The sequence below is a fragment of the Methylomonas koyamae genome, assembly GCF_019669905.1.
GTDB classification, from domain to species: domain Bacteria; phylum Pseudomonadota; class Gammaproteobacteria; order Methylococcales; family Methylomonadaceae; genus Methylomonas; species Methylomonas koyamae.
This window is the reverse complement of sequence record NZ_AP019777.1, coordinates 4,544,954-4,564,563: the sequence shown is the minus strand read 5'-3', so window position 1 is coordinate 4,564,563 and position 19,610 is coordinate 4,544,954. Positions and strand designations below refer to the sequence as shown.

Below are 19,610 nucleotides of genomic sequence, written 5' to 3'. Positions count from 1 at the left end.
CGCGAATTTGGCCGTTTTACGTTACCGATTGATTTGTTTAATAAATATCGATTCGAAATCTGTTTGGCTTATTTCAGAACGTGATTCAGTGCAATTAATCATGCAAATTTCACATTGTTTATCAGGAAAACGGTGCTAAGATCGCGCGACCGAATTGGAAATGTCGCCTTTTCGCCGTTCCGGCGATGCCGTTTCCGAACCGGGACTGTAGCAATCCGATAACTGTTCTCCGCGGGAGTGGTTTGGCGGCAAGAGGTATCGAGGAACAGGCGCCGCCTATCCTCAAAGCCTGGCCGCCGGATAAAGGGGCTGACCGGAAACTTACAGTTGGAACGACCAACAATTTCCAGGAACCACGCCGCCCAGAGCCTCCTCGTGCCAGCAGGCTTAGGACGAATCCGAGCCTGGCTTAGCGAGACGAGACTTCATGACTTCTGCCAATCCCCACCTGCTCCACATCAAATACCGCCCCGACATCGACGGCTTGCGTGCCGTCGCGGTGCTTTCCGTCGTCGTTTTTCACGCCTTTCCCAACGGTTTGAAAGGCGGATTTATCGGTGTCGACATTTTCTTCGTCATTTCCGGCTACCTGATTTCCAGCATCATTTTTCAGAACCTGGAAAAAGGTACTTTCAGTTTCGGCGAATTCTACGCCCGCCGGGTCAAACGCATCTTTCCGTCGCTGATTTTGGTATTGGCCGCGAGCTATGCGTTCGGTTGGTTTGCGCTATTTGCCGACGAATACAAAGAGCTGGGCAAGCATATCGCCGCCGGCGCCGGCTTCGTCTCCAACTTTATATTGTGGGGCGAAGACGGTTATTTCGATTATTCGGCGGAAACCAAGCCGTTGCTGCATTTATGGAGCTTGGGAATCGAGGAACAATTTTATATCGTTTGGCCCTTCTTGATTTGGCTGGCTTGGCGGCGGAACTTCAATATTTTGACCGTCACCGTGCTGGTCGCGCTGGCGTCTTTTTACCTGAACATGAGGGGAATACGCTTGGATAGCGTCGCCACGTTCTATTCGCCGCAGACCCGGTTTTGGGAACTGCTGTGCGGCAGCATGTTGGCCTGGCTCGCCCTCTACCGCAAAGGCGCCTACGCACCTTTCCGGGCCAAACTCGATGCCTGGTTGGCGAGCGTGGTGTACCGCGAAACCCACGAAGCCGACGGCAGGACGCTGGCCAACGCGCTATCGTTTATCGGTTTGTTTCTGCTGGTTTACGGATTCTCCATCATCAACCGCAATTTCTACTTTCCCGGCAAATGGGCCGTGATTCCGATGCTGGGTGCGGTTTTGATCATCTCGGCCGGGCCGCAAGCCTGGTTTAACCGGACTGTTCTGTCCAACCGGCTGGCGGTTTGGGTCGGCGTGATCAGTTTTCCGCTTTATCTGTGGCATTGGCCTTTGCTGTCCTTTGCCCGGGTTCTGGAAACGGAAGTGCCCAGCGTCAATATCCGGTTGGTCGCGGTGGCGTTGTCCGTCTTATTGGCTTGGCTGACGTACCGGCTGGTCGAGCAGCCGATACGTTTCGGCAAGGGTAATAAATCCAAAACCGCCGTGCTGATGGGCATGATGTTAATCATCGGCAATATCGGTTACTTCTCTTACTTGAAAGACGGTTTCGAATTTCGCCAAGCCGATGCACCGAGTAAAACCAAGCTGTTCGCAGACGTAAAGGGCACTGTGTTGTTCAACACGCCGGACGATTGGGTCGACGATATCTGCAAAGCCGAATTGGGTGCCAGTTACGAGTATCTGATTTGTCGTTTTACCACTTCGACCCCGAAAACCTTGGTGGTCGGCGACAGCCACGCCGCGCAATTCGTTTACGATTCGATATCGAAAGGGGCCAACGATTTGGCGTTGGTGGCGGTAAACGGCTGTTTGCCCTTTGTCGATTTGGTTGCGATCAATCCGTACGAAGAGTTCTCGGATAAGGCCTCGCGCTGTAGAGTCGTGATGCCGATCGTGTTAAAGGTGCTCAGAGACTTTCCGTCGATCCAGCAAGTGGTGTTCGCCACCCGCGGGGCGATGTATGTCGATGGCTCCGGCTATGGCGACGTCGAGAAGAAAAATACCTACCGCATCATCAAGGACCCGAACGACTTGCTGCCGGAAAACTACAACCGATTTATTTCCGGTTATGTGGCCTCGATTAACGAGATTCTCAAATTTGGTAAGCAGGTTATTTTTGTCGAGGACGTTCCTGAAATAGGCGTGGAAGCCAGGAGTTGCGTCGAAGACCGGCCGATAAAAATTACCGACAAAGAGCGTCCGGATTGCATCGTCCCGCGCAAATCTTTCGACCAGAGAAATACCAACTACCGCCATGCGGTAGGCTCGATCAATGCCGCTACCGAAAACCGGATCAAGATATTCCCGGCCTACGAATACTTGTGCGACGAGTCGTCATGCGGAGCCGGCTTGGAAGACGGCGTGTCCTATTTTTACGACGACGACCATCTTTCTCTGCGCGGCAGCCATTACATCTTCGGCAAATTCTCCGAGTGGCTGACAAAAGCGTCTTCGCCGTCCTCGAAAAATTAGCTTTCCTTTAGCTTACCCCTTCAACGCGGCCGGCCCGAGGCCGGCCGCGGCGGTCAGCGCACAATCAGCACGTCGCATTTCGAATCGGCCAGAACGTGCCGGGTTACGCTGCCGATCAGCATTTCCTTGACGATGGACTGGCCCTGTTTGCCCATCACGATCAAGTCCGCTTGAAACTCCGCTTCCTTGGCCAAAATTACCGTGGCCGGGCTGCCAGGTTCGACCAGGCGGACAAAGCAATCCTGCCCGCTCGCGGTCTGCTGCATCAGATTGCCGATCTTGCTGTAGGCATGTTGTCTGGCCTCTTCGCAATAACGCTGCATTTCCGCATCGAGTTGGTCGACGATATGGCGTTCGCCGGCGAACGGTATCGTAAAGGCGTGAATTAGCCAAATTTCGGCGTCGGGTGCGATAAGCATTGCGGTTTTCAGTGCCGCCACGGAGTGCGGCGAGAAATCCACCGGTACCAGCACTCTGCGGTACGCCGCCTGCGCCGGGCGTTTCACGACCAACACCGAGCCTTGATAAACCTGCAGCAGCCGATCGGTCGTCGACCCCAATAACATGTCGCGGATCGGATTGGCGCCGCGCGCACCCAGCACCAGCAAATCGGCGCGTTCGGCGGCAGACAGGATTTCGTCGAATACCCGGCCGATTTTGACCCGCGACACCGCGGCCACTTGCGTTTCCCGCGCGATTTCGGTTCTGACCTCGTCCAGCCTATGTTGGGCATCCGCGACGAGTTTGGTTTCGGCGGCATCGTGCGAACGGATCAATTCGGCCACCGCATTCAAGGAAGTCTCGTCCACCACGTGCAACAATTTCAGCACGCCGTTATGGGTGGCGGCCAGCAGGGCGGCCTGGTGCGCCGCATTGCCGGCGTCGTCGGAAAAGTCGACTGCGACCAACAGCGAACGCGGCACGGAAATCGGCCGTTGCTGCGGCGGCTGTTGCGATTCGGCGCGCGTGGCCGCTCTGTGGCGCTTTAACCGTTTCGCGCCGCGCAGCACGGCTTTTTCGAACTCGGCTACGGCGAACACGCCGGCGCCGGCCAGTAACACTTTGCTCCATTCTTCTAAGGACAGGTCGGTGGAACCGAACAGCGCCTGTAGCGGCCCGGCGTGGGTATAGGCCAGTTGCAGCAAGGCGCAGGCGAATATCGCGACCAGCACGTAGCGGTTGCCGAACAGCCCTTCCAGCGATAGTGCGGATTTGTAAATATAACGGCTGTTGACCAGGTAGAACATTTCCGCGGCCACGACCGAGCTGACTGCCATGGTCCGTGCCGTTTCCAGGCTGGAGCCGCGTTCGATTTCCCATAAAAACAAACCGAGCGAGCCGGCCATGATCAGCACGGAAACCATCAACACCCGCCAGGCGAAGAACCAGGACAACAAGGACTCTTCGGGGCTGCGCGGCGGCCGGCGCATCGCGTCGCGTTCCGGGTGCTCGAAGGCCAAGGCCAAACCCAACGTGCTCGATGTGGCCATATTGATCCAAAGCACTTGCGCCGGCGTCAGCGGCAAGGTCAATTGGAACAGAATGGCCGCGATCACGACCAGCGCTTCGCCGCCGTTGGTCGGCAGCATGAATAGCACGAATTTACGGATATTGTCGTAAATGCCGCGGCCTTCGCGTACTGCGTTGGCGATGGTGGCGAAATTGTCGTCGGCCAGGACCATGTCGGCCGCCTCCTTGGCGACTTCGGTGCCTTTCAAACCCATTGCCACGCCGACGTCGGCCCGTTTCAAGGCCGGTGCGTCGTTGACGCCGTCGCCGGTCATCGCCACCACTTCTCCGCCGGCCTGCAAGGCCTGCACCAGACGCAGTTTGTGCTCGGGGCTGGCGCGGGCGAATATGTCGGCGTCGTTGACCACCTCGCGCAATTGCGGATCGTCCATCGATTCGATATCGGCGCCGGTCAAGGCCGACAGATTGCGGCCGATGCCCAGTTGCGCGCCGATGGCGCGGGCGGTATCCGCGTGGTCGCCGGTAATCATTTTGATCTTGATGCCGGCGCGTTGGCAGGCCGCCACGGCCGAAATCGCCTCGTCGCGGGGCGGATCGATAATGCCGACCACACCGAGCAATTCGAAACCGCCTTCCAGGTCGGCGAAGCTGAGGTCGTACTGGCCGGATGCGGCGGGTTTGGCGGCAATGGCCAGCAAGCGCAGGCCGAGTGCCGCCGCTTCGCCGGCGGCTTGTTGCCAGTATTCGACATTCACCGCCGCAGCATCGGTGCCGAGTTGTTGGCCGCACATCGCCAAAATCCGCTCGGGTGCGCCTTTGGCGTAGATGGCCGCTTGGCCCTCGTGGTTGCGGTTCAGCGTGGCCATCAGCCTGTGTTCGGATTCGAACGGAATCACGTCGGCACGCGGATGGTTACGGCGGGTCCAGTCGAGGTCGGCGCCGGCTTTGGCGGCGAAGGCCAGTAACGCGCCCTCGGTCGGGTCGCCTTCGATCTGCCAAATGCCGTCGGCGTTTTTACGCAGTTCGGCGTCGTTGCACAATACCGCGGCGCGGGCGATCTGCTGCAATTCCGGGTATTGCTCGGCGCTGGCCGGTTCGCCGTTGAAAAAGACGCCGCCCTCCGGAGAGTAGCCGCCGCCGCCGATGTCGAAAATCCGGTCCGCCGTGACCAGGCGCTGTACCGTCATTTCGTTGCGGGTCAACGTACCGGTTTTATCCGAGCAGATAACGGTCACCGACCCCAGCGTTTCCACGGCCGGCAAGTGGCGGATAATGGCGTTGTGTCTGGCCATGCGTTTCATGCCGAGCGCCAGCGTGATGGTCATAATCGCCGGTAGGCCTTCCGGGATTGCCGAAGCGGCCAGCGCCACCGCCATCATGAACATTTCTTGCGGCGAATGGCCGTGCCAGAGCACGCCGATCAGGAATGTCGCCGCGGACATGATTACGATGACCAGCGCCAACCAGTGGCCGAAACCGGCGATCTGGCGCAGCAAGGGCGTGGTCACCGCCTGTACGTTTTCCAGCATCGTACTGATGCGGCCCAGTTCGGTATTGACGCCGGTGGCGACCACGAGGCCGGTCGCCTGGCCGGACGCCACCAGCGTTCCGGAATAGAGCAGGCAGAGCCGGTCGGCCAGCAACGCGTCGGCGGCTACCGGCGCCAGCGTTTTCTCCACCGCTGCCGATTCTCCGGTCAGGATGGCTTCGTTGACGCGCAGCCCCTTGCAGGCGATCAAACGCAGGTCGGCCGGCACCTTGTCGCCGGAAGCCAGCAGGACCAAGTCGCCGGGTACCAGCGCCTCCGCTTCGATTTCGATACGCACGCCGTTTCGGATTACGCTGGTGCGCAGCGACAACATATGCCGTATCGCGTCCATCGCTTGTTCGGCTCTGCCTTCCTGAATGAAACCGATGATGGCGTTGACCAGAACCGCGGCCAGCAGCACGCCGGTATCGACCAGGTCGCCGAGGAATGCCGTGGTCGCCGCGGCCGCCAGCATGATGTATATCAAGGCGTTGTGAAATTGCATCAGGAAGCGCAGCCATGCCGGTCGGACGCGCCGGCTGGGCAAGCGGTTGCGGCCGAATCGCTTCAGGCGCTGTTGCGCTGCTTCGCTCGTCAGGCCGTGGCGGCGGTCCGAGTCGAGCCGTTCCAGCGCCTCGTCCGCCGAGATCGCGTGCCAGTCGGCCTGCGGCAAATTGCTAAATGGTTGGTGGGACATAGCGCACTCCTGATGGTATTGGCCGGGATGAACAAGCCGCGATTACCCGGACTGGGTTGGGCCGTCCGGGACGCTGCGGTTAAGTCCTTACAGGCTTGCCGAACAACCGTAGCCGGATGTGGCGGCGTATTCTCCCAGTAAATTTATGGATTGGTATCCAGTCTATCCCGAAAAGCTTTCACAAACCTTTCAATGCTGTCGATTACGACCGCCGTGACCAAGCAAAGTGCGAAATTTCGGACTGGCGGCGGCTCGCCGATAAATCGGTTTGTCAAATGTCCGGTTTCATTTTAGAGTTTGTGCTGAGTGGCGCGAGGCCGGCCCTACGGAATCGCGCTCGAATCGGCAGTAGCCGGCAGGCTTTATTCATTCGGAACGGACATGGAAGAACATCATCGCAAAAAGGGCTGCTTTGGTTTGTATGCGCAAAGTTTGCTTTATCTGGCAGTAACGGTTTGGTCCGCCGTAGGGGCCGGGCAATCGCCGGCGGCAGGCGACGCACTGGCTTACCTGGCGCCGGCCGGGTTCGGCCTGATTGCATGGTACAGCGGCTACGCAGCGCTAAAGCGTTACCGGGGCGGCGCTTGGTTTGTTGCCGGCAACGTGTTGTTGGCTTTGGCAGTGTTGATGTTGTCTGTGCTGTACGAGGGTTACCGTACCGCCAATCCCAACACCATGTTAGGGGCTGGAGTAGTCGCCGCAGTGGCGACGTTGGCGGCTTTGCCGCTGCTTTGGCGCGGCCACCAACGCCACCGGCGCTGGTGGCGGGTCGTTCAGGGTTTTGCCGAATTCGAACCGGCGGCCGCGATCAGTCCCGAGCCGGCCGCGCCGGCCGCAAACGCCCCGCTTTTGCTCTACCCGCCGCATAGTAATTGGCGCTTGCTGTGGTTGATGCTGTTCAGCGCAACGTTGTATGCACCGTTTTTAATGTACCGGATTGCCAGCGATATAGCGGTATTGGCCGGCTCGCGATTGAATCCGCGGCGCTGCGCCTGGCAGATGTTGATTCCGCTTTACAATTTCAACGTGTTTTACCGGGTTGCCGGGCAAGCCGGGCGCTTGGCGCAAGCGGGCGGCATGGCGCTCAAGTTATCGCCGGCGGCCTTGGCGTTGATGTTGGTTGCGGCGACGTTGGCCAATTTCGCGATACCGCAATTTTTGTTCCTGCTCAGTTGCCTGCTGGCGTCCATACCCTGGCTGGTGTTGAACGCCTGGATGAATCGGTTGCGCACTGCGCAGCCTGCGCAGTGGCGGGCGGCGCCCGATCGTTATACCTGGCGCCAGCGCAGCGTGTTTTTGGCCGGCGCTCCTTTGATCGTCTTGGGTTTGCTGGGCAGCAAAACCGAGTTCGCTTACTTCGCCGCCCCGGCGTTGGCGGCGCAGCAGCAGGTTGCCGGCCCCGGCGCCGATTATTTTTTGACGATACCCGACCGCCAGTGGCGCGTGGTCGAGCGCGGCACCTTGTACCCAGATACCGATATCGAACTGGTCAATCGCACCAGCGGCGAATGGGTGGTGGTGCGCATCAGTCCCAGCCAGCAGCAAAGCCTGGACGGCTTCGTCGACCAGCGCCAGGCTTTGGTCGCCGCCAATTGGAACGATTACGAGATGCAGGAGACCCGGCGCTTCGCGGACGGCAGCGACAATATTCCGATGTCGTTGGCGCGCTACAGTTACAAGGGGCCGCTGACGTCGCGGGATTCGCCGCTGCTGGTTGCGACCGTATTGACGCCGGAACGGGTATTCGAAGTGGTCAGCCACGCCGGTAACCTGGCGAACGCCAGTGCGGCGCAATTGGTCGAAAGTTTTCGTTTGGCTGCCGGCGGGAACGAATCATGAGGATTTTAGTGTTGGCCGCCCTGTGCTGGTGGCATGGCGTGGCCTATGCGGCGGCGGCCGGGCGCGATTTGAAATTGGCCGGCTATGCGCCGGATCTGGTGCGCTGGGTGCCGCGGGCCGAGCATAGTGACTACGCGGCGCTGGCGCCGGCGGCGGCGCGGATTACGGAACTGAAACAGCTCGGTTACGGCAGCGTGGCCGTCGGCGAAACTCACCAGCTATATCTCGGCCGCGACCGCCGGATAGAGGAAACCGTCAGCGTCGCCCAGTTGTATTTGACGGCAAAAGGTATAGAGAGCGACGGCAACAACGGCTTCTGGCTGGACGCCAACCACCAGCGCGCCGAAATCGAAGCCGCCTACGTGGTGCAACCGGACGGCGCTATCGCCGACATCGACCCGAGCACGCTGCAACTCAACAATCAGAATGTCTACAACATATTCACCGACACCGTGTACGTGACGGTGCCGTTTGCCCAACTGCGGCCGGGTAGTATCGCGGTGTTGCGCTATAAGATCGTGTCGGACCGCAATAAACTGCCGATGCCGTGGGCGCGCACCTTGTTTCCGGCCAATTTTTACCCGTTGGAACGTTTCCGTGCGGAAGTCCGCTGGGATGTTGCGGTGCCGCAGCCGGCGTGGCAAACCGACTACCCAAAGCTGGATTGCCGGCAAGGCAAACAGGAATTGGTTTGCGCGACCACGGCCGCCGCCGCGCCTCTTCCGGTCGACAACCAGATGCCGTCCGCTTTCGACCTGTTGCCGGTATTGGTGCTGGCCGAGCCGACTAGTTGGGCGGCGGTCGCAGCGAGTATGGACAAACTTGCAGAGCCGGCCTTGAGCCGGGACGGCAGCATCGCGGACTTGGCGTTGCGTTTGCGCGGCGATGCCCGCGATGTTAAGGATATCGTCAGCCGCTTGAGTGGCTTCGTGGCGCGCGAGATCCGTTACGTCGGGCTGGAGCGGGGCAAGGGCAACGTTATTCCCAGGCCGACCGCGGCGACGTTGCAGCGCCGGTTCGGCGATTGCAAGGACAAGACCATGCTGTTCGTCAATCTGGCCCGCAACGCAGGATTGGACGCGTATCCGGTGCTGGCTTCGACCGGGCGGATGTCGCTGGCCAAACTGTTGTTGCCGAGCGGGGTTTACTTCAACCATATGCTGGCCTGCGTGAAGTCGGTGCAGGCCGGCGAAATCTGCGTGGATTTGACCGATCCCGACACCGGCGGCGGCCGTTTGCCTTACGCGTTGCAGGGCGCGGTGGCTTTGGCGGTCGGGCGAGATGCCAAAGCGCCGCATAATCTGGCCAGCGAAACCTTCACCTGGGTGGCGCAAACCACGGCCGATAACCGTCTGCACCCAGACGGCAGCGTGCAGGAAAGTCTGGCTCGGACTTACGATACCCATTGGGCGGCGGAAGTGCGGCGGGCGTTGGCGGTTAAGTCGCAGGAAGAACGCGAGCGCTGGCTACAAGACGATTACCGTTCGGTGATGGGGGATAAAGTAAAGCCGGCGTTCAGCGCCCAAGGGCTGGATACGCCAGACGCCGGTATAACGCTGGCGTCGACCGCCGAATACCGTAACGTGTTCGATCCGGCTTTACTGAAAATCTACCGCGATTACGAACCCTGGTTGAATTCGCTGGCGAAGGACGTCAGGTCCCGTAACCAATACTATCCGTACTCGTTCAAGGGCATCCATTACCGTAGCGAAATCCGCTATCGGCTACCAGCCGGGAAAAGCGTCGGCAATGTCGGCCCGAAAGCCGATTACCTGTCGCAATGGGGTTCCCTGCACCGGTATTACCGCCAGGACGGCGACAGCGTCACCGCTTATACCGATCTGCAAATGCCGCGGGCGGAAGTGCCGGTCGACAAATTTGCCGAATTCAACCGCTTTCTGGACTTGGCCGGCCAGGAAACCCGGATCTCGTTCAGCTTGAGAGCCCGGAATCCGGCAGCCAACTGAAAGTGGCTCTGCCGGCGGCGTTTTGAAAATCCCGCCGCGACGCGGTAGGCTAGCCGGCAAAGCCCATTGGACCACGCCTCGTATGACTGGAAAAAAACTGCTAATTGCCGCTGCATTGTTGCTGGCCGGCATTGCCTTTATCTATGCCCGCCGCCCGCCGCCGCTGGAAGTCGACACCTATACCTTGGCCGCGGGCGAAGTGCGGGCCAGTGTCTCCAATACCCGGGTCGGTACGGTCAAAGCCTGCCGTCGGGCCTATCTGGCGCCGGCTACCGGCGGCCAAGTCGCCGCATTGCACGTCAAGGAAGGCGACAAAGTCGGCCAGGGCCAAGTGTTGCTGGAAGTCTGGAATCAGGATTTGAAGGCGCAGGTCGCGTTGCAAAAAGCGCAAATTCAAACCAGCCGGGCCAGCGCCGAGCAAACCTGCCAATTGGCCGGCGGTGCCGAGCGCGAGGCGGCGCGGATGAGCAAATTGCAACAGCGCAATAACGTGGTGTCGGAAGAACAGGTGGACAAGTCGCTAACCGGCGGTAAGTCGCAGCGTGCGGCCTGCCGCGCCGCTTTACGCACTATCGGCGTGGCCGAGGCCCAGTTGGCCGTCGCCGAAGCCGCCGTGCAGCGCACCTTGGTCAGGGCTCCGTTCGACGGCACCGTGGCCGAAGTCAATGCCGAACTGGGCGAATTCGTTACGCCGTCGCCGCCCGGCATTCCGACGCTGCCGCCGATCGATTTGCTGGATCTCAGTTGCCTGACCGTGTCGGCGCCGATCGACGAAGTCGATGTGGCCCGGATTAGAACCGGCATGCCGGCCTGCGTCTCGCTGGACGCGTTTCCGGACAAACGCTGTTCCGGCGTCGTGACTCGGGTCGCGCCCTATGTGCTGGAAAAGGAGAAGCAGGCGCGGACCGTGGAAGTGGAAGTGACGTTACGCGAGCCGAAAGATCTGGCCGAATTGCTGCCCGGTTACAGTGCCGATATCGAAGTGCTGCTGGCCAGTAAAGACCAGGCGCTGCGGCTGCCGGCCGAAGCTATCCTGGAAGGTAATCGGGTGTTGCTGGTCGGTGCCGATAACGTGTTGCGCGAACGCAGCTTCGAAGCGGGGCTGACCAACTGGAATTACACCGAAGTATTGAGCGGATTGCAGGCCGGCGACCGGGTGGTGTTGTCGCTGGGTAAGGAAGGCGTGGCCGCCGGCGCGACGGTGCGCGCCAAGCCATGATCCGGCTCAGCGGTATCGAGCGCCGCTTTCAGGTCGGCGAGCAGACCGTGCATGCCTTGAACGGTATCGATCTTGCCGTCGCCGCCGGCGAATACGTCTCGGTAATGGGACCGTCCGGCTCCGGCAAATCGACATTGCTGAACATCATCGCCTTGCTGGACCTGCCTTCCGCCGGCCAATATTGGCTGAACGGCCGCGATGTCACCCGCCAAACCGACAATGAATTGGCGCGTACTCGCCGCGATAACATCGGCTTCGTGTTCCAGTTTTTTCATTTGATTCCGCGACTGACCGCGGCCGAGAACGTGGAAATGCCGATGGTTCTGGCCGGAATCGATCCCAAGCAACGCCGGGAACGGGTGCGGCAGGCCCTGGCCGAGGTTAACCTGAGCGACCGCGCCGAGCACCGGCCCAACCAATTGTCCGGCGGCCAATTGCAGCGTATTGCCATCGCCCGGGCCATGGTCATGCGACCGCCGATTCTGTTGGCCGACGAACCGACCGGCAATCTGGACAGCAAGGCCGGCCGGGATATCGTTAATCTATTGGAAGACCTGAACCGGCAGGGCGTGACGCTGATGGTGATTACCCACGACCGGCAAATCGGCGAGCGAGCCGGACGCCAGCTTAAAATCGTCGACGGCCGCTTGGCCGATTAGGGGCTTTAGCGCAAAAACGGCAACAAAACGCCGAACACGGCGATCAGCGCCGCGCCAAGCAAAGCGCTTTGGGCCGGAATCTGGCCGAACAGGACTACCGCCCAGACCAGGCTCAAAACCGGCGCCAGATAGCCGATCGAACTGACCAGCGCGGCCGGTGCCCGTTGGTAGGCGCGGGTCATGAAATGCTGGGCGCCGCTGCCGAAAATGCCGACCAGCAATAGCAAGCCCCAGACAGGGTAAGCCTGCGGCAGTTCTGCGCCGAAAACCGCGAAATAAAGCGCGTGCAACGGCAATGCGACTAGGCAGAAATAAAAAATCACCGTTTGCGGCGGGTTGCTGCGGCCGGCCCGGGCCACCATCAAATACGCCAGTGCCGACAGTAGGCCGGAGAGCAGCGCCATCGATTGGCCCAGCAGATTGTGGCTGTCGTCAATATCGAACAACAAAGATACGCCGCTAAACGCGCCGATAATCGCCAGCCAGGCGCGTAGCGAGTTGCGCTGTCCCAGCACCAACGGCCCCAACAATGCGACGAATATGCCGCTGCTGGCCGTTAAAAACGCGCTTTCGCCGGGGCCGATGCGGACTATAGCGGCGAACGACAGCATCAATGCCGACGCGCCGAACAGGCCGCGCAACCATAGCGAGGGCCGGCCGTCGCCGAACAGCGCCTTGGTCCGGCCGCGAAGCAAGGCCGGTAACAGCAGGATCAGTAAATTGGCCAGAATCCGGAAAAAGCTGATCACACCTGCCGCTAAGGCCGCATCGAACCAACGGACCGCATAAACGCTGGCATTCATCAACGAAAACAACAGGCAGGCCAGCACCATATCCAGCAGGCCGCGGCGAATTAAGGTTCTGGAGTTTGGCGGCGGAAAATTATCTTTCACGCCGGTCCGTTGGCTTTACACGGGATTGGTTCCCTTGGGCGGCGCACCGGCGGGTTTGGCGATTTGGCGAGGTGGGATTCCAAAATATTTGCTGAAGGCAGCGCTGAAATTACTGGCGTGATTATATCCGACTAATTCGGCAACGGCATCGATATGGCCAGCGCCGGTTTCCAGCAAACGGTAAGCCGTATGCATTTTAGTATCCAGCACAATGCCGTACGGCGTGTTGTCGAAATAATGGTGGAATAATTGTTTTAATTTGAATTGATTGCTGCCGATGCGTTTGGCTAATTGCGCGGCCGACGGCGGCGTGCGAAATTCGTTAATTAAAATCTCGCGCGCCGCGTAGGCCAAGGCCCGATCTTTCTCGGTAAAGCGGTATTGGCCGTCCGGAGTATTTTGCCAGAGGTGGTGTATTTCGGCAGCTAATATAGACATAGCCTGGCCGTGTATGAACATGCGTTTCAAAGGTGGCGCAATATTGCATGCGGCTAATTGTCTGGCGGCAATTAATGCCGAGTTTGAAATGGGTTTATAGCTTAGTAATTTGACGCCGCCATTATTAAATAAACGCGCCGCGGCGGATTCGCCGATATATTGCTCAAGTCGGGTTTTCGTCAGCGAAAAACGTAACTGCACCAGTTCGGTATCGGCGCGGTATTGGCGTTCGCCGTTACTGCAATTGAAGGCCGTGATCGAGGTATAGCCTTGGTTGAAAACGATAGCCTCGCCGCCTTGCTCGACGAAGCGCGAGCCGCCTTGCATGCCCAGCGTGACGACCAGGCGCGGTTCCTGGCGTTCGATGCGGGTCGAGACCGCCAAGTCGCGGTTTGGCGTGTAGCGGGTCTCGATGTAACTCAGATCGGCGTCGAGCTGGTAAACCGCCGTATGGCCGCTGCCTAGTAAGCCGGGTAACGATTGTATGGATTGATCCGCCAATTGTTGTAACGGCAAATCGTGTTGATCGATTTTATAATGTCCGGCAGTTCTTACGGCGGGGTGCGGCATATAGCGGGCTTTATTAAACTGTGTTATTTGGCGTATTTTAAGGCAATTTTATTGCGAGTTATCTCGATAATTGTTTATACCATAAAAGACTATCCGGACAGGTAGTTTGGCCGGTTTTCGGGTAATTAATTTCGCGCGGTTTTTAAACATTGCCGGCGATGTCGTGGCGGCAGGTTTTCCAGCGTTATAACCGCGGGTTTACGGCGAGAATAGGCCTGAACTATGCGTCATTTCGGCCAAAGCGGGCGGTGTTCAGCCACGCGGCGAGGACAAGCGCTAAATCGTCTTGATGCGAATGTGGGTGCCGCCGGCAACAGGCGCCGGCGCCGGCTTGGGGTAAACTGTTGCCAACACCGTATCGGCAAGGGCCATGCTGCACCGAGATTTACTGATCCAGGCCGTCAAGGCCATCCGCACCCAACCGTTGCGGGCCGCGCTGATTATCCTGGCGATGAGCATCGGCGTGGCCTCGGTCAACGTCTTGACGGCGTTGGGCGACAGCGCCCGGCGCTATGTGGTGCATGAATTCGAGTCACTGGGTACGCATCTGGTCATCGTTCTGCCCGGCCGCAACGAAACCACCGGCGGCCATCCGCCGCTATTCGGCGAAACGCCGCGCGATTTAACGCTGGACGACGCCGCGGCCTTATTCCGCAGCCGCCAGGTCGCGGCAATCGCTCCGGTCAGCATCGGTTCTGCGCCGGTATCGGTGGCTGGGTTAGAGCGGGAAACCAATATTATGGGGTCGACCCATTCGTTGCTGCGGGTGCGGCATTTGACGATGGCACAAGGCGTGTTTTTACCGGAAGCCGAAGCGGATAAGGAACTGCCGGTGTGCGTGATCGGTAAAAAAATCGCCGACGAGTTATTTGCCCGGCGTAAGGCCGTCGGCGAGTGGCTACGCATTAACGACCGCCGCTTTCGGGTCGTCGGCGTTTTGGCCAAGGAGGGCCAGTCGATAGGCACCGGTTTCGACGAGTTGGTGATCGTGCCGGTGGCCTCGGCGCAGGCCTTGTTCGATAGCCATTCGTTGTTTCGGATATTGATCGAAGCGCATTCCGAGGCGGCGATGCATAAAGCGGTCGACGAAGTGCGGGCGATTATCAAATTACGCCACGAAGGGGAAGACGACGTGACCATCATTACCCAGGACAGCGTGGTCAATACCTTCGACAAAATCCTGACTGCATTGACCTTGACCGTGGCCGGCATTGCCGCGGTCAGTTTGGCCGTGGCCGGCGTGTTGGTCATGAACGTGATGTTGGTCAGCGTCAGCCAGCGTACCGCCGAAATCGGCTTGCTGAAGGCATTGGGGGCGACACGCGGCCAATTGCTGCGCTGGTTCCTGTGCGAAGCCGCCCTGTTGTCGCTGGCCGGTGCGTTGTGCGGCAGTCTGCTGGGGCGGATCGGCATCGAGGCGCTGCAGTGGTGGTTTCCGAATTTCCCGGTCGCATTGCCGGCTTGGGCGATGTTGGCGGCGTTAGCGGTGGCGTTGGCGACGGGATTGGTGTTCGGCGTGATGCCGGCGCGACGAGCCGCGGCGCTGGAGCCGGTCGCGGCTTTGAACAGGCGTTGAGCGATGGTTTGGCAAGACTTATTCAGGCTGGCGCTGGGCAGTATTACTAGCCATAAACAACGCTCGTTGTTGACTGCGTTGGGGCTGATCATCGGCATTGCCGCGGTTGTGATCTTGACCTCGATCGGCCGCGGCGTCCACGGTTTTGTCTTGGGCGAGTTCACCCAATTCGGTACCCATTTGTTGGCGGTCTATCCCGGTAAGACCACCACCTTCGGCTTGTCGGGCGCGACCATCAGTACGGTCAGGCCGTTGACGGCGGCCGATGCCGAAAGTCTGCAGTCGGTCGAATCCGTGTTGGCGGCGATGCCTTTGGTGCAAGGCAATGCCCGAATCGAAGCCTGCGGCAAGCAACGGCGCAGCAATGTGTTCGGCGTCGGGCCGGCATTGCCGCAAGTGTGGCGGATCGGGGTCGATATCGGCCGCTTTCTGCCGGAGGAGGGTGCCGATAACGCCAGGCCGTTCGCGGTACTCGGCAGTAAAGTGCGGCAGGAATTGTTCGGCGAAGCCAGTCCGTTAGGGCAGCGCATCCGTATCGGCAGCGACCGGTTTCGCGTGGTCGGCGTAATGCGTAGCAAGGGGCAGATGCTGGGTTTCGATCTGGACGACACGGTGTTTATTCCCAGTGCCAGGGCGATGGAGATGTTCGACCGCCAAGGCCTGATGGAAATCGACGTGTTGTACCGGGGGGACGCCAGCGCGGAACGGGTCGAGCAGGCCGTCAAGCAACGCTTGTTGGCCCGGCATGGCGCGGAGGATTTTACCATCGTCACTCAGAACCAGATGCTGGAGAAGATGGACTCGGTATTGAGCGTGCTGACGTTGGCGGTGGCGGCGTTGGGCGGGATCTCGCTGCTGGTCGGCTCGGTCGGGATTTTGACGATCATGACTATTGCCGTCTCGGAGCGGGTGGCGGAAATCGGTTTGTTGCGCGCGATCGGCGCCGAGCGCGGCACCGTGTTCCGTTTGTTTCTTGCGGAAGCGGTATTGCTCAGTCTGGCCGGCGGTTCCGGCGGGGTTGGGTTGGGCGTCGGCGTCGTGAAACTGGTGGCCGTGCTGCTGCCGGCTTTACCGGTGCAGTTGGCCTGGAATTATATCGGTTTGGCGTTTGCAGTGTCGTTGGCGATCGGCGCCGCGGCCGGCGTGGCGCCGGCGGTTAAAGCCGCCCGCCTGAAGCCGTTGGATGCCCTGCGCGCCGAGTGAAGCGAAAGCCGGCTGGTGCGGCGGTTGCGGTTGATCCCGAAATTCCGCCAGCGCGCCATCGAATTAAGGCAACTTAGCATGCGGGCTAGTATTTGTCCGATGTGTCCATGATAATTGCGCGCGGTCTGAGTGGCCTGGATGCTTAAGGCTTTTTAAAACTCGGGTCGTCGTCATGGCAACTGAACCGGCGAGAGGATCGCGGGTCGCTTGCTTTCAAAATACTTACATGGAACAGGATCAGTAATTTATGAAAACCACAACAAAAACTTCTCTGGCGATTATCGGCGGTCTGGCGTTGGCAGTGAATGCCGGGGCGGCCTGGAGTTCGCCGACGCAAGCGACGGCGTTGATCGATTGGAGCTCGTTAACGATCAAGACCGTCGGCTTGGGCGACGTCGCTCCGACCTACACGTTAAGCGGACTGGGCGGCAATTCCAACACCAACACCGGCGACTGGTTGCGTTGGAGCAGCGATACGTCCACTTCGGGTAGCGTGTTCGGCGCCGGTGTGGGCGGCAGCGGCCAGGGCAGCGGTTCGGCCTCGGCGCAGCGTAGCGCCAATTTCACGATATCCGGTAGCGGCTTTTTGATGCTGACGGCAAATTATTCGCTCAGCGCGGAGATCAACGGTATCAATTGCTACGACTATTACTACTGCTCCGGTGCCAATGCCAGCGTCAGCTTCGATTTAAGCAACGTCTCCGCCAACGGTTCGCAAAGCCACCAGTCCCACTCCGCGCAGTCGCTAAATCTGGGCAATTACTGGCAATCGCCGTTAACATCGGACAGTAAGCAGGGCGTGCTATCGGTAGGGGTAATCGTCAATAACGGCGACGTGTTGAATTTCTCCGCCGCGGTCGCCGCGTCGGCCGCAGATACTGCCAGCGGCCAGACCGAATTGCCGGGAGGAGGCAGTGTCGTGTTGAGTAGCGGTTCCGGCTCGGTAACGACCACTCTGGTTAATCCCATCGTCAATTTTCAATTGACCGCGGTGCCGCTGCCGGCTAGCGTCTGGCTATTGGGAACCGCTCTGGCCGGCCTGTTGGGCCTTGGCCGCAAACGGCAAGCGTCGCTAGTGTAACGCTGCTGCAGGCCGGGGCGCCGTTTTCATAACCCGGTTCCGCAACAAACGGCGTTCCGTCCGCCGCCAGCGGCGGCGGATTCTCGGCTATGCTTAACCGGCTACCGATTATCCGACAGAGAGACCTTTATGTTGAACATCAATAACTATTACGAACGGCTGGTCATGGACCAATTGTGGAAACTCGGCGAACAGGCTGACCAGCCTTTCAGCCAGGCATTTCAAGAAGATGTCGCCTGTCTGGCCTTGAACCGATTGCCGCCGTGTTATGTGCGCAATACTATCGATAAAGGGATTAATGTCAGCGAGGCGCAGTATTTGGAAATGGTTGCCGCGGTGAACAGTGCCATCGAACAGGCGATACGGCAAGTCACGAGCCGGCCGCGCCAGGACCGGGAGCAATAAGCCATGAGGCTTGTGTTGCCGGTATCGTGCTTGAGCGTTTTTCTGGCGGCTTGCGGCGGTTCGCAACCGGATGCAACTGCGGCGGATGCGGCGCAAAAAAATAAGCCGGTTTACGAGGCGGTGGTTGAGCCGTTGGATCAGGCCAAGCAAGCGGAAAGCGAAGTGTTCAAAAGTGCCGAACGGCAGAAAAAGCAGGCAGAAGAGCTGTAAGAGCGGCCCGCCCCGCCGGATTGGAACCGACGGGGCAGGATTCGCGGGTTATTTCAATTTCGGGCAGTCGATATAATCGGGATGCGCGGAAATAACCACGGCAACGCGGTGTTTTTGATCCGCCGTGTTATCCGGTCCACCCGCTTCGCCGATAGCTTTGACGATCAATTGCGACGCTCTGGCGCCATTATTGATCAGCAGCTCGCTGACGGTTTTAGCCCGTTTTTCCGATAATGCTTGGTTAGCGGCCGGTTTGCCTACTGTGTCGGTGGAAGCGGTGACAGTCGCCGTGGCATCGGGATGGTCGTGTAAAAAGTGGCCGATATGGCTGATGGTGTCTTCCTTGGTTTTAAACGGCACATGGCTACCCGATTTGAAATAGGCCACCGTTTCATGAATGGTTTCGACATGGTGGTGGTTTTGTGAATGCGCCTCTGTCAGCCACGCACACATTTCCTTTTCCGATTGCAAACGATGCTGAGCGGCTGCCTGAGCGGCTTCCAGCGCGGCTTGCTTCTCGTCTATGTTCCAGTAATAGCCTTTTTCCCAGTGTTCCAGGATCTCGTTGGCGGTTTCCAGATTTTCTTCCGCTAATTCCTCATGCAACATGGATTGGCCGTAATGGCCGGCCATGGCCGCGTCGATTTCGGCTTTCAGAGCGGAAGTATCTTGCTTGGGCGTGCTGCAAGCGCTGAGCGTTAACGCGATGGCCGCGGCAGGCAGATATGTATATTGTTTTTTCATGGTTGTAATCTCCTTAAACTCTTAGCGCTTAGCTTATTCGCCGTCGTCCAGCGGACCGTAATGGGTCCAATAGCCCGGCAAATGCAGACCGAAATAGCGGGTATCCTCGCTAAACCGCTCCCAAGGGTAAGCCGGAGAGATAAACTCGTCGCTAGGGATAGGGGCGCTGATAAATTCCACCGCGCCGATCAACGTGCGGTCAACCGTATGGGCCACTCCGCGCAGCAAGCCCCAACTCATGCCAACCAGGATGTTTTGCTCGCTGCTGATGTTGGCAATGTTTTTGGGCAACTCGAGGACACCGCCGGCCATGTTAAAAAAGCCTTGGCTGACTTTGTCGGTGAAACCGGACAAGTAGCTTTGGTGCCCGTCGGCATTGGCCGCCGGCGCCAGCAGCATGCCGGTCAGAAGGCAGGTGGAAAGGAATTTGTTATTTTTCATTTTAGTATCTCCCATGGTGTTGCAATGATGATTCCGCTTAGCACACTAAGCATAGCAGTAAAATGCCAAAAACACTGGAAGTCAGACACTAACCCATGTTGCAGGCATTTGCAAACCCT

Annotated in this window: 15 protein-coding genes; 10 read left to right on the top strand and 5 right to left on the bottom strand. The window is 59.0% G+C overall.

The annotated features are described in order from the left end of the window. Positions 1-427 precede the first annotated feature (427 nt). The gene (locus tag MKFW12EY_RS20555) at positions 428-2,551 is read left to right on the top strand and encodes an acyltransferase family protein (RefSeq protein ID WP_221053672.1); all 2,124 of its coding nucleotides are present in this window, start codon (positions 428-430) and stop codon (positions 2,549-2,551) included. Positions 2,552-2,604: 53 nt separating this feature from the next. On the opposite strand, the gene MKFW12EY_RS20550 is transcribed toward MKFW12EY_RS20555, so the two are convergent. After that, a complete protein-coding gene (locus MKFW12EY_RS20550; protein ID WP_221053671.1) occupies positions 2,605-6,246 on the bottom strand; it encodes an HAD-IC family P-type ATPase in 3,642 nt (1,213 codons plus the stop codon). A gap of 381 nt (positions 6,247-6,627) precedes the next feature. On the opposite strand from MKFW12EY_RS20550, the gene MKFW12EY_RS20545 reads away from it, so the two are divergent. From MKFW12EY_RS20545 to MKFW12EY_RS20530, 4 genes are all read left to right on the top strand, one after another. Further along, on the top strand, positions 6,628-8,085 hold the full coding sequence (locus MKFW12EY_RS20545) for a hypothetical protein (RefSeq protein WP_221053670.1): 1,458 nt from the start codon (positions 6,628-6,630) through the stop codon (positions 8,083-8,085). Beyond that, complete coding sequence (locus tag MKFW12EY_RS20540) at positions 8,082-10,052, top strand: DUF3857 domain-containing transglutaminase family protein (protein ID WP_221053669.1); 1,971 nt, start codon at positions 8,082-8,084, stop codon at positions 10,050-10,052. Before MKFW12EY_RS20545 ends, MKFW12EY_RS20540 begins: the two co-directional genes overlap by 4 nt. A gap of 82 nt (positions 10,053-10,134) precedes the next feature. Next, positions 10,135-11,271 (top strand): efflux RND transporter periplasmic adaptor subunit, encoded by a 1,137-nt coding sequence (locus MKFW12EY_RS20535; RefSeq protein WP_221053668.1) that lies wholly within the window; start codon positions 10,135-10,137, stop codon positions 11,269-11,271. Continuing rightward, positions 11,268-11,930, top strand: a complete 663-nt coding sequence (locus MKFW12EY_RS20530) for an ABC transporter ATP-binding protein (RefSeq protein WP_054758893.1) — start codon at positions 11,268-11,270, stop codon at positions 11,928-11,930. The genes MKFW12EY_RS20535 and MKFW12EY_RS20530 overlap by 4 nt, the downstream gene beginning before the upstream one ends. Positions 11,931-11,935: 5 nt before the next feature. On the opposite strand, the gene MKFW12EY_RS20525 is transcribed toward MKFW12EY_RS20530, so the two are convergent. Both MKFW12EY_RS20525 and MKFW12EY_RS20520 read right to left on the bottom strand, forming a co-directional pair. After that, positions 11,936-12,823, bottom strand: a complete 888-nt coding sequence (locus tag MKFW12EY_RS20525) for a DMT family transporter (RefSeq protein WP_231879495.1) — start codon at positions 12,821-12,823, stop codon at positions 11,936-11,938. 15 nt (positions 12,824-12,838) lie between these two features. Beyond that, positions 12,839-13,831, bottom strand: coding sequence for a helix-turn-helix transcriptional regulator (locus MKFW12EY_RS20520; RefSeq protein ID WP_054758895.1), 993 nt, complete (start codon positions 13,829-13,831; stop codon positions 12,839-12,841). Between the two features lie 370 nt (positions 13,832-14,201). Here MKFW12EY_RS20520 and MKFW12EY_RS20515 point away from each other — a divergent pair, with 370 nt between their 5' ends. The 5 genes from MKFW12EY_RS20515 to MKFW12EY_RS20495 all read left to right on the top strand — a co-directional run bounded on the left by MKFW12EY_RS20515 (position 14,202) and on the right by MKFW12EY_RS20495 (position 18,306). Beyond that, entirely contained in the window at positions 14,202-15,407 is a 1,206-nt protein-coding gene (locus MKFW12EY_RS20515; protein WP_064042414.1) for an ABC transporter permease, read from the top strand. 3 nt (positions 15,408-15,410) lie between these two features. Then, positions 15,411-16,610 carry an ABC transporter permease gene (locus tag MKFW12EY_RS20510; protein WP_221053667.1) on the top strand — a complete coding sequence of 400 codons (1,200 nt, stop codon included), beginning with the start codon at positions 15,411-15,413 and terminating at the stop codon, positions 16,608-16,610. 247 nt (positions 16,611-16,857) lie between these two features. Further along, the gene (locus MKFW12EY_RS20505; protein WP_054758898.1) at positions 16,858-17,691 is read left to right on the top strand and encodes a VPLPA-CTERM sorting domain-containing protein; all 834 of its coding nucleotides are present in this window, start codon (positions 16,858-16,860) and stop codon (positions 17,689-17,691) included. Between the two features lie 129 nt (positions 17,692-17,820). Further along, positions 17,821-18,096, top strand: coding sequence for a late competence development ComFB family protein (locus MKFW12EY_RS20500; RefSeq protein WP_054758900.1), 276 nt, complete (start codon positions 17,821-17,823; stop codon positions 18,094-18,096). 3 nt (positions 18,097-18,099) lie between these two features. Next, the gene (locus MKFW12EY_RS20495; RefSeq protein ID WP_054758902.1) at positions 18,100-18,306 is read left to right on the top strand and encodes a hypothetical protein; all 207 of its coding nucleotides are present in this window, start codon (positions 18,100-18,102) and stop codon (positions 18,304-18,306) included. Positions 18,307-18,354: 48 nt separating this feature from the next. On the opposite strand, the gene MKFW12EY_RS20490 is transcribed toward MKFW12EY_RS20495, so the two are convergent. Further along, positions 18,355-19,050: an OmpA family protein gene (locus tag MKFW12EY_RS20490; RefSeq protein ID WP_054758904.1), complete on the bottom strand. Its 696-nt coding sequence runs from the start codon at positions 19,048-19,050 to the stop codon at positions 18,355-18,357. A 33-nt stretch (positions 19,051-19,083) separates the two neighbouring features. Next, complete coding sequence (locus MKFW12EY_RS20485; protein WP_054758907.1) at positions 19,084-19,491, bottom strand: exosortase system-associated protein, TIGR04073 family; 408 nt, start codon at positions 19,489-19,491, stop codon at positions 19,084-19,086. Positions 19,492-19,610: the final 119 nt, after the last annotated feature.

What these genes read in the sequence shown, in the direction of transcription:
- MKFW12EY_RS20490 (WP_054758904.1), bottom strand. Translation starts at nt 19,050, where the DNA reads ATGAAAAAACAATATACATATCTGCCTGCCGCGGCCATCGCGTTAACG.
- MKFW12EY_RS20550 (WP_221053671.1), bottom strand. Translation starts at nt 6,246, where the DNA reads ATGTCCCACCAACCATTTAGCAATTTGCCGCAGGCCGACTGGCACGCG.
- MKFW12EY_RS20540 (WP_221053669.1), top strand. Translation starts at nt 8,082, where the DNA reads ATGAGGATTTTAGTGTTGGCCGCCCTGTGCTGGTGGCATGGCGTGGCC.
- MKFW12EY_RS20520 (WP_054758895.1), bottom strand. Translation starts at nt 13,831, where the DNA reads ATGCCGCACCCCGCCGTAAGAACTGCCGGACATTATAAAATCGATCAA.
- MKFW12EY_RS20555 (WP_221053672.1), top strand. Translation starts at nt 428, where the DNA reads ATGACTTCTGCCAATCCCCACCTGCTCCACATCAAATACCGCCCCGAC.
- MKFW12EY_RS20510 (WP_221053667.1), top strand. Translation starts at nt 15,411, where the DNA reads ATGGTTTGGCAAGACTTATTCAGGCTGGCGCTGGGCAGTATTACTAGC.
- MKFW12EY_RS20495 (WP_054758902.1), top strand. Translation starts at nt 18,100, where the DNA reads ATGAGGCTTGTGTTGCCGGTATCGTGCTTGAGCGTTTTTCTGGCGGCT.
- MKFW12EY_RS20545 (WP_221053670.1), top strand. Translation starts at nt 6,628, where the DNA reads ATGGAAGAACATCATCGCAAAAAGGGCTGCTTTGGTTTGTATGCGCAA.
- MKFW12EY_RS20535 (WP_221053668.1), top strand. Translation starts at nt 10,135, where the DNA reads ATGACTGGAAAAAAACTGCTAATTGCCGCTGCATTGTTGCTGGCCGGC.
- MKFW12EY_RS20505 (WP_054758898.1), top strand. Translation starts at nt 16,858, where the DNA reads ATGAAAACCACAACAAAAACTTCTCTGGCGATTATCGGCGGTCTGGCG.
- MKFW12EY_RS20500 (WP_054758900.1), top strand. Translation starts at nt 17,821, where the DNA reads ATGTTGAACATCAATAACTATTACGAACGGCTGGTCATGGACCAATTG.
- MKFW12EY_RS20530 (WP_054758893.1), top strand. Translation starts at nt 11,268, where the DNA reads ATGATCCGGCTCAGCGGTATCGAGCGCCGCTTTCAGGTCGGCGAGCAG.
- MKFW12EY_RS20485 (WP_054758907.1), bottom strand. Translation starts at nt 19,491, where the DNA reads ATGAAAAATAACAAATTCCTTTCCACCTGCCTTCTGACCGGCATGCTG.
- MKFW12EY_RS20515 (WP_064042414.1), top strand. Translation starts at nt 14,202, where the DNA reads ATGCTGCACCGAGATTTACTGATCCAGGCCGTCAAGGCCATCCGCACC.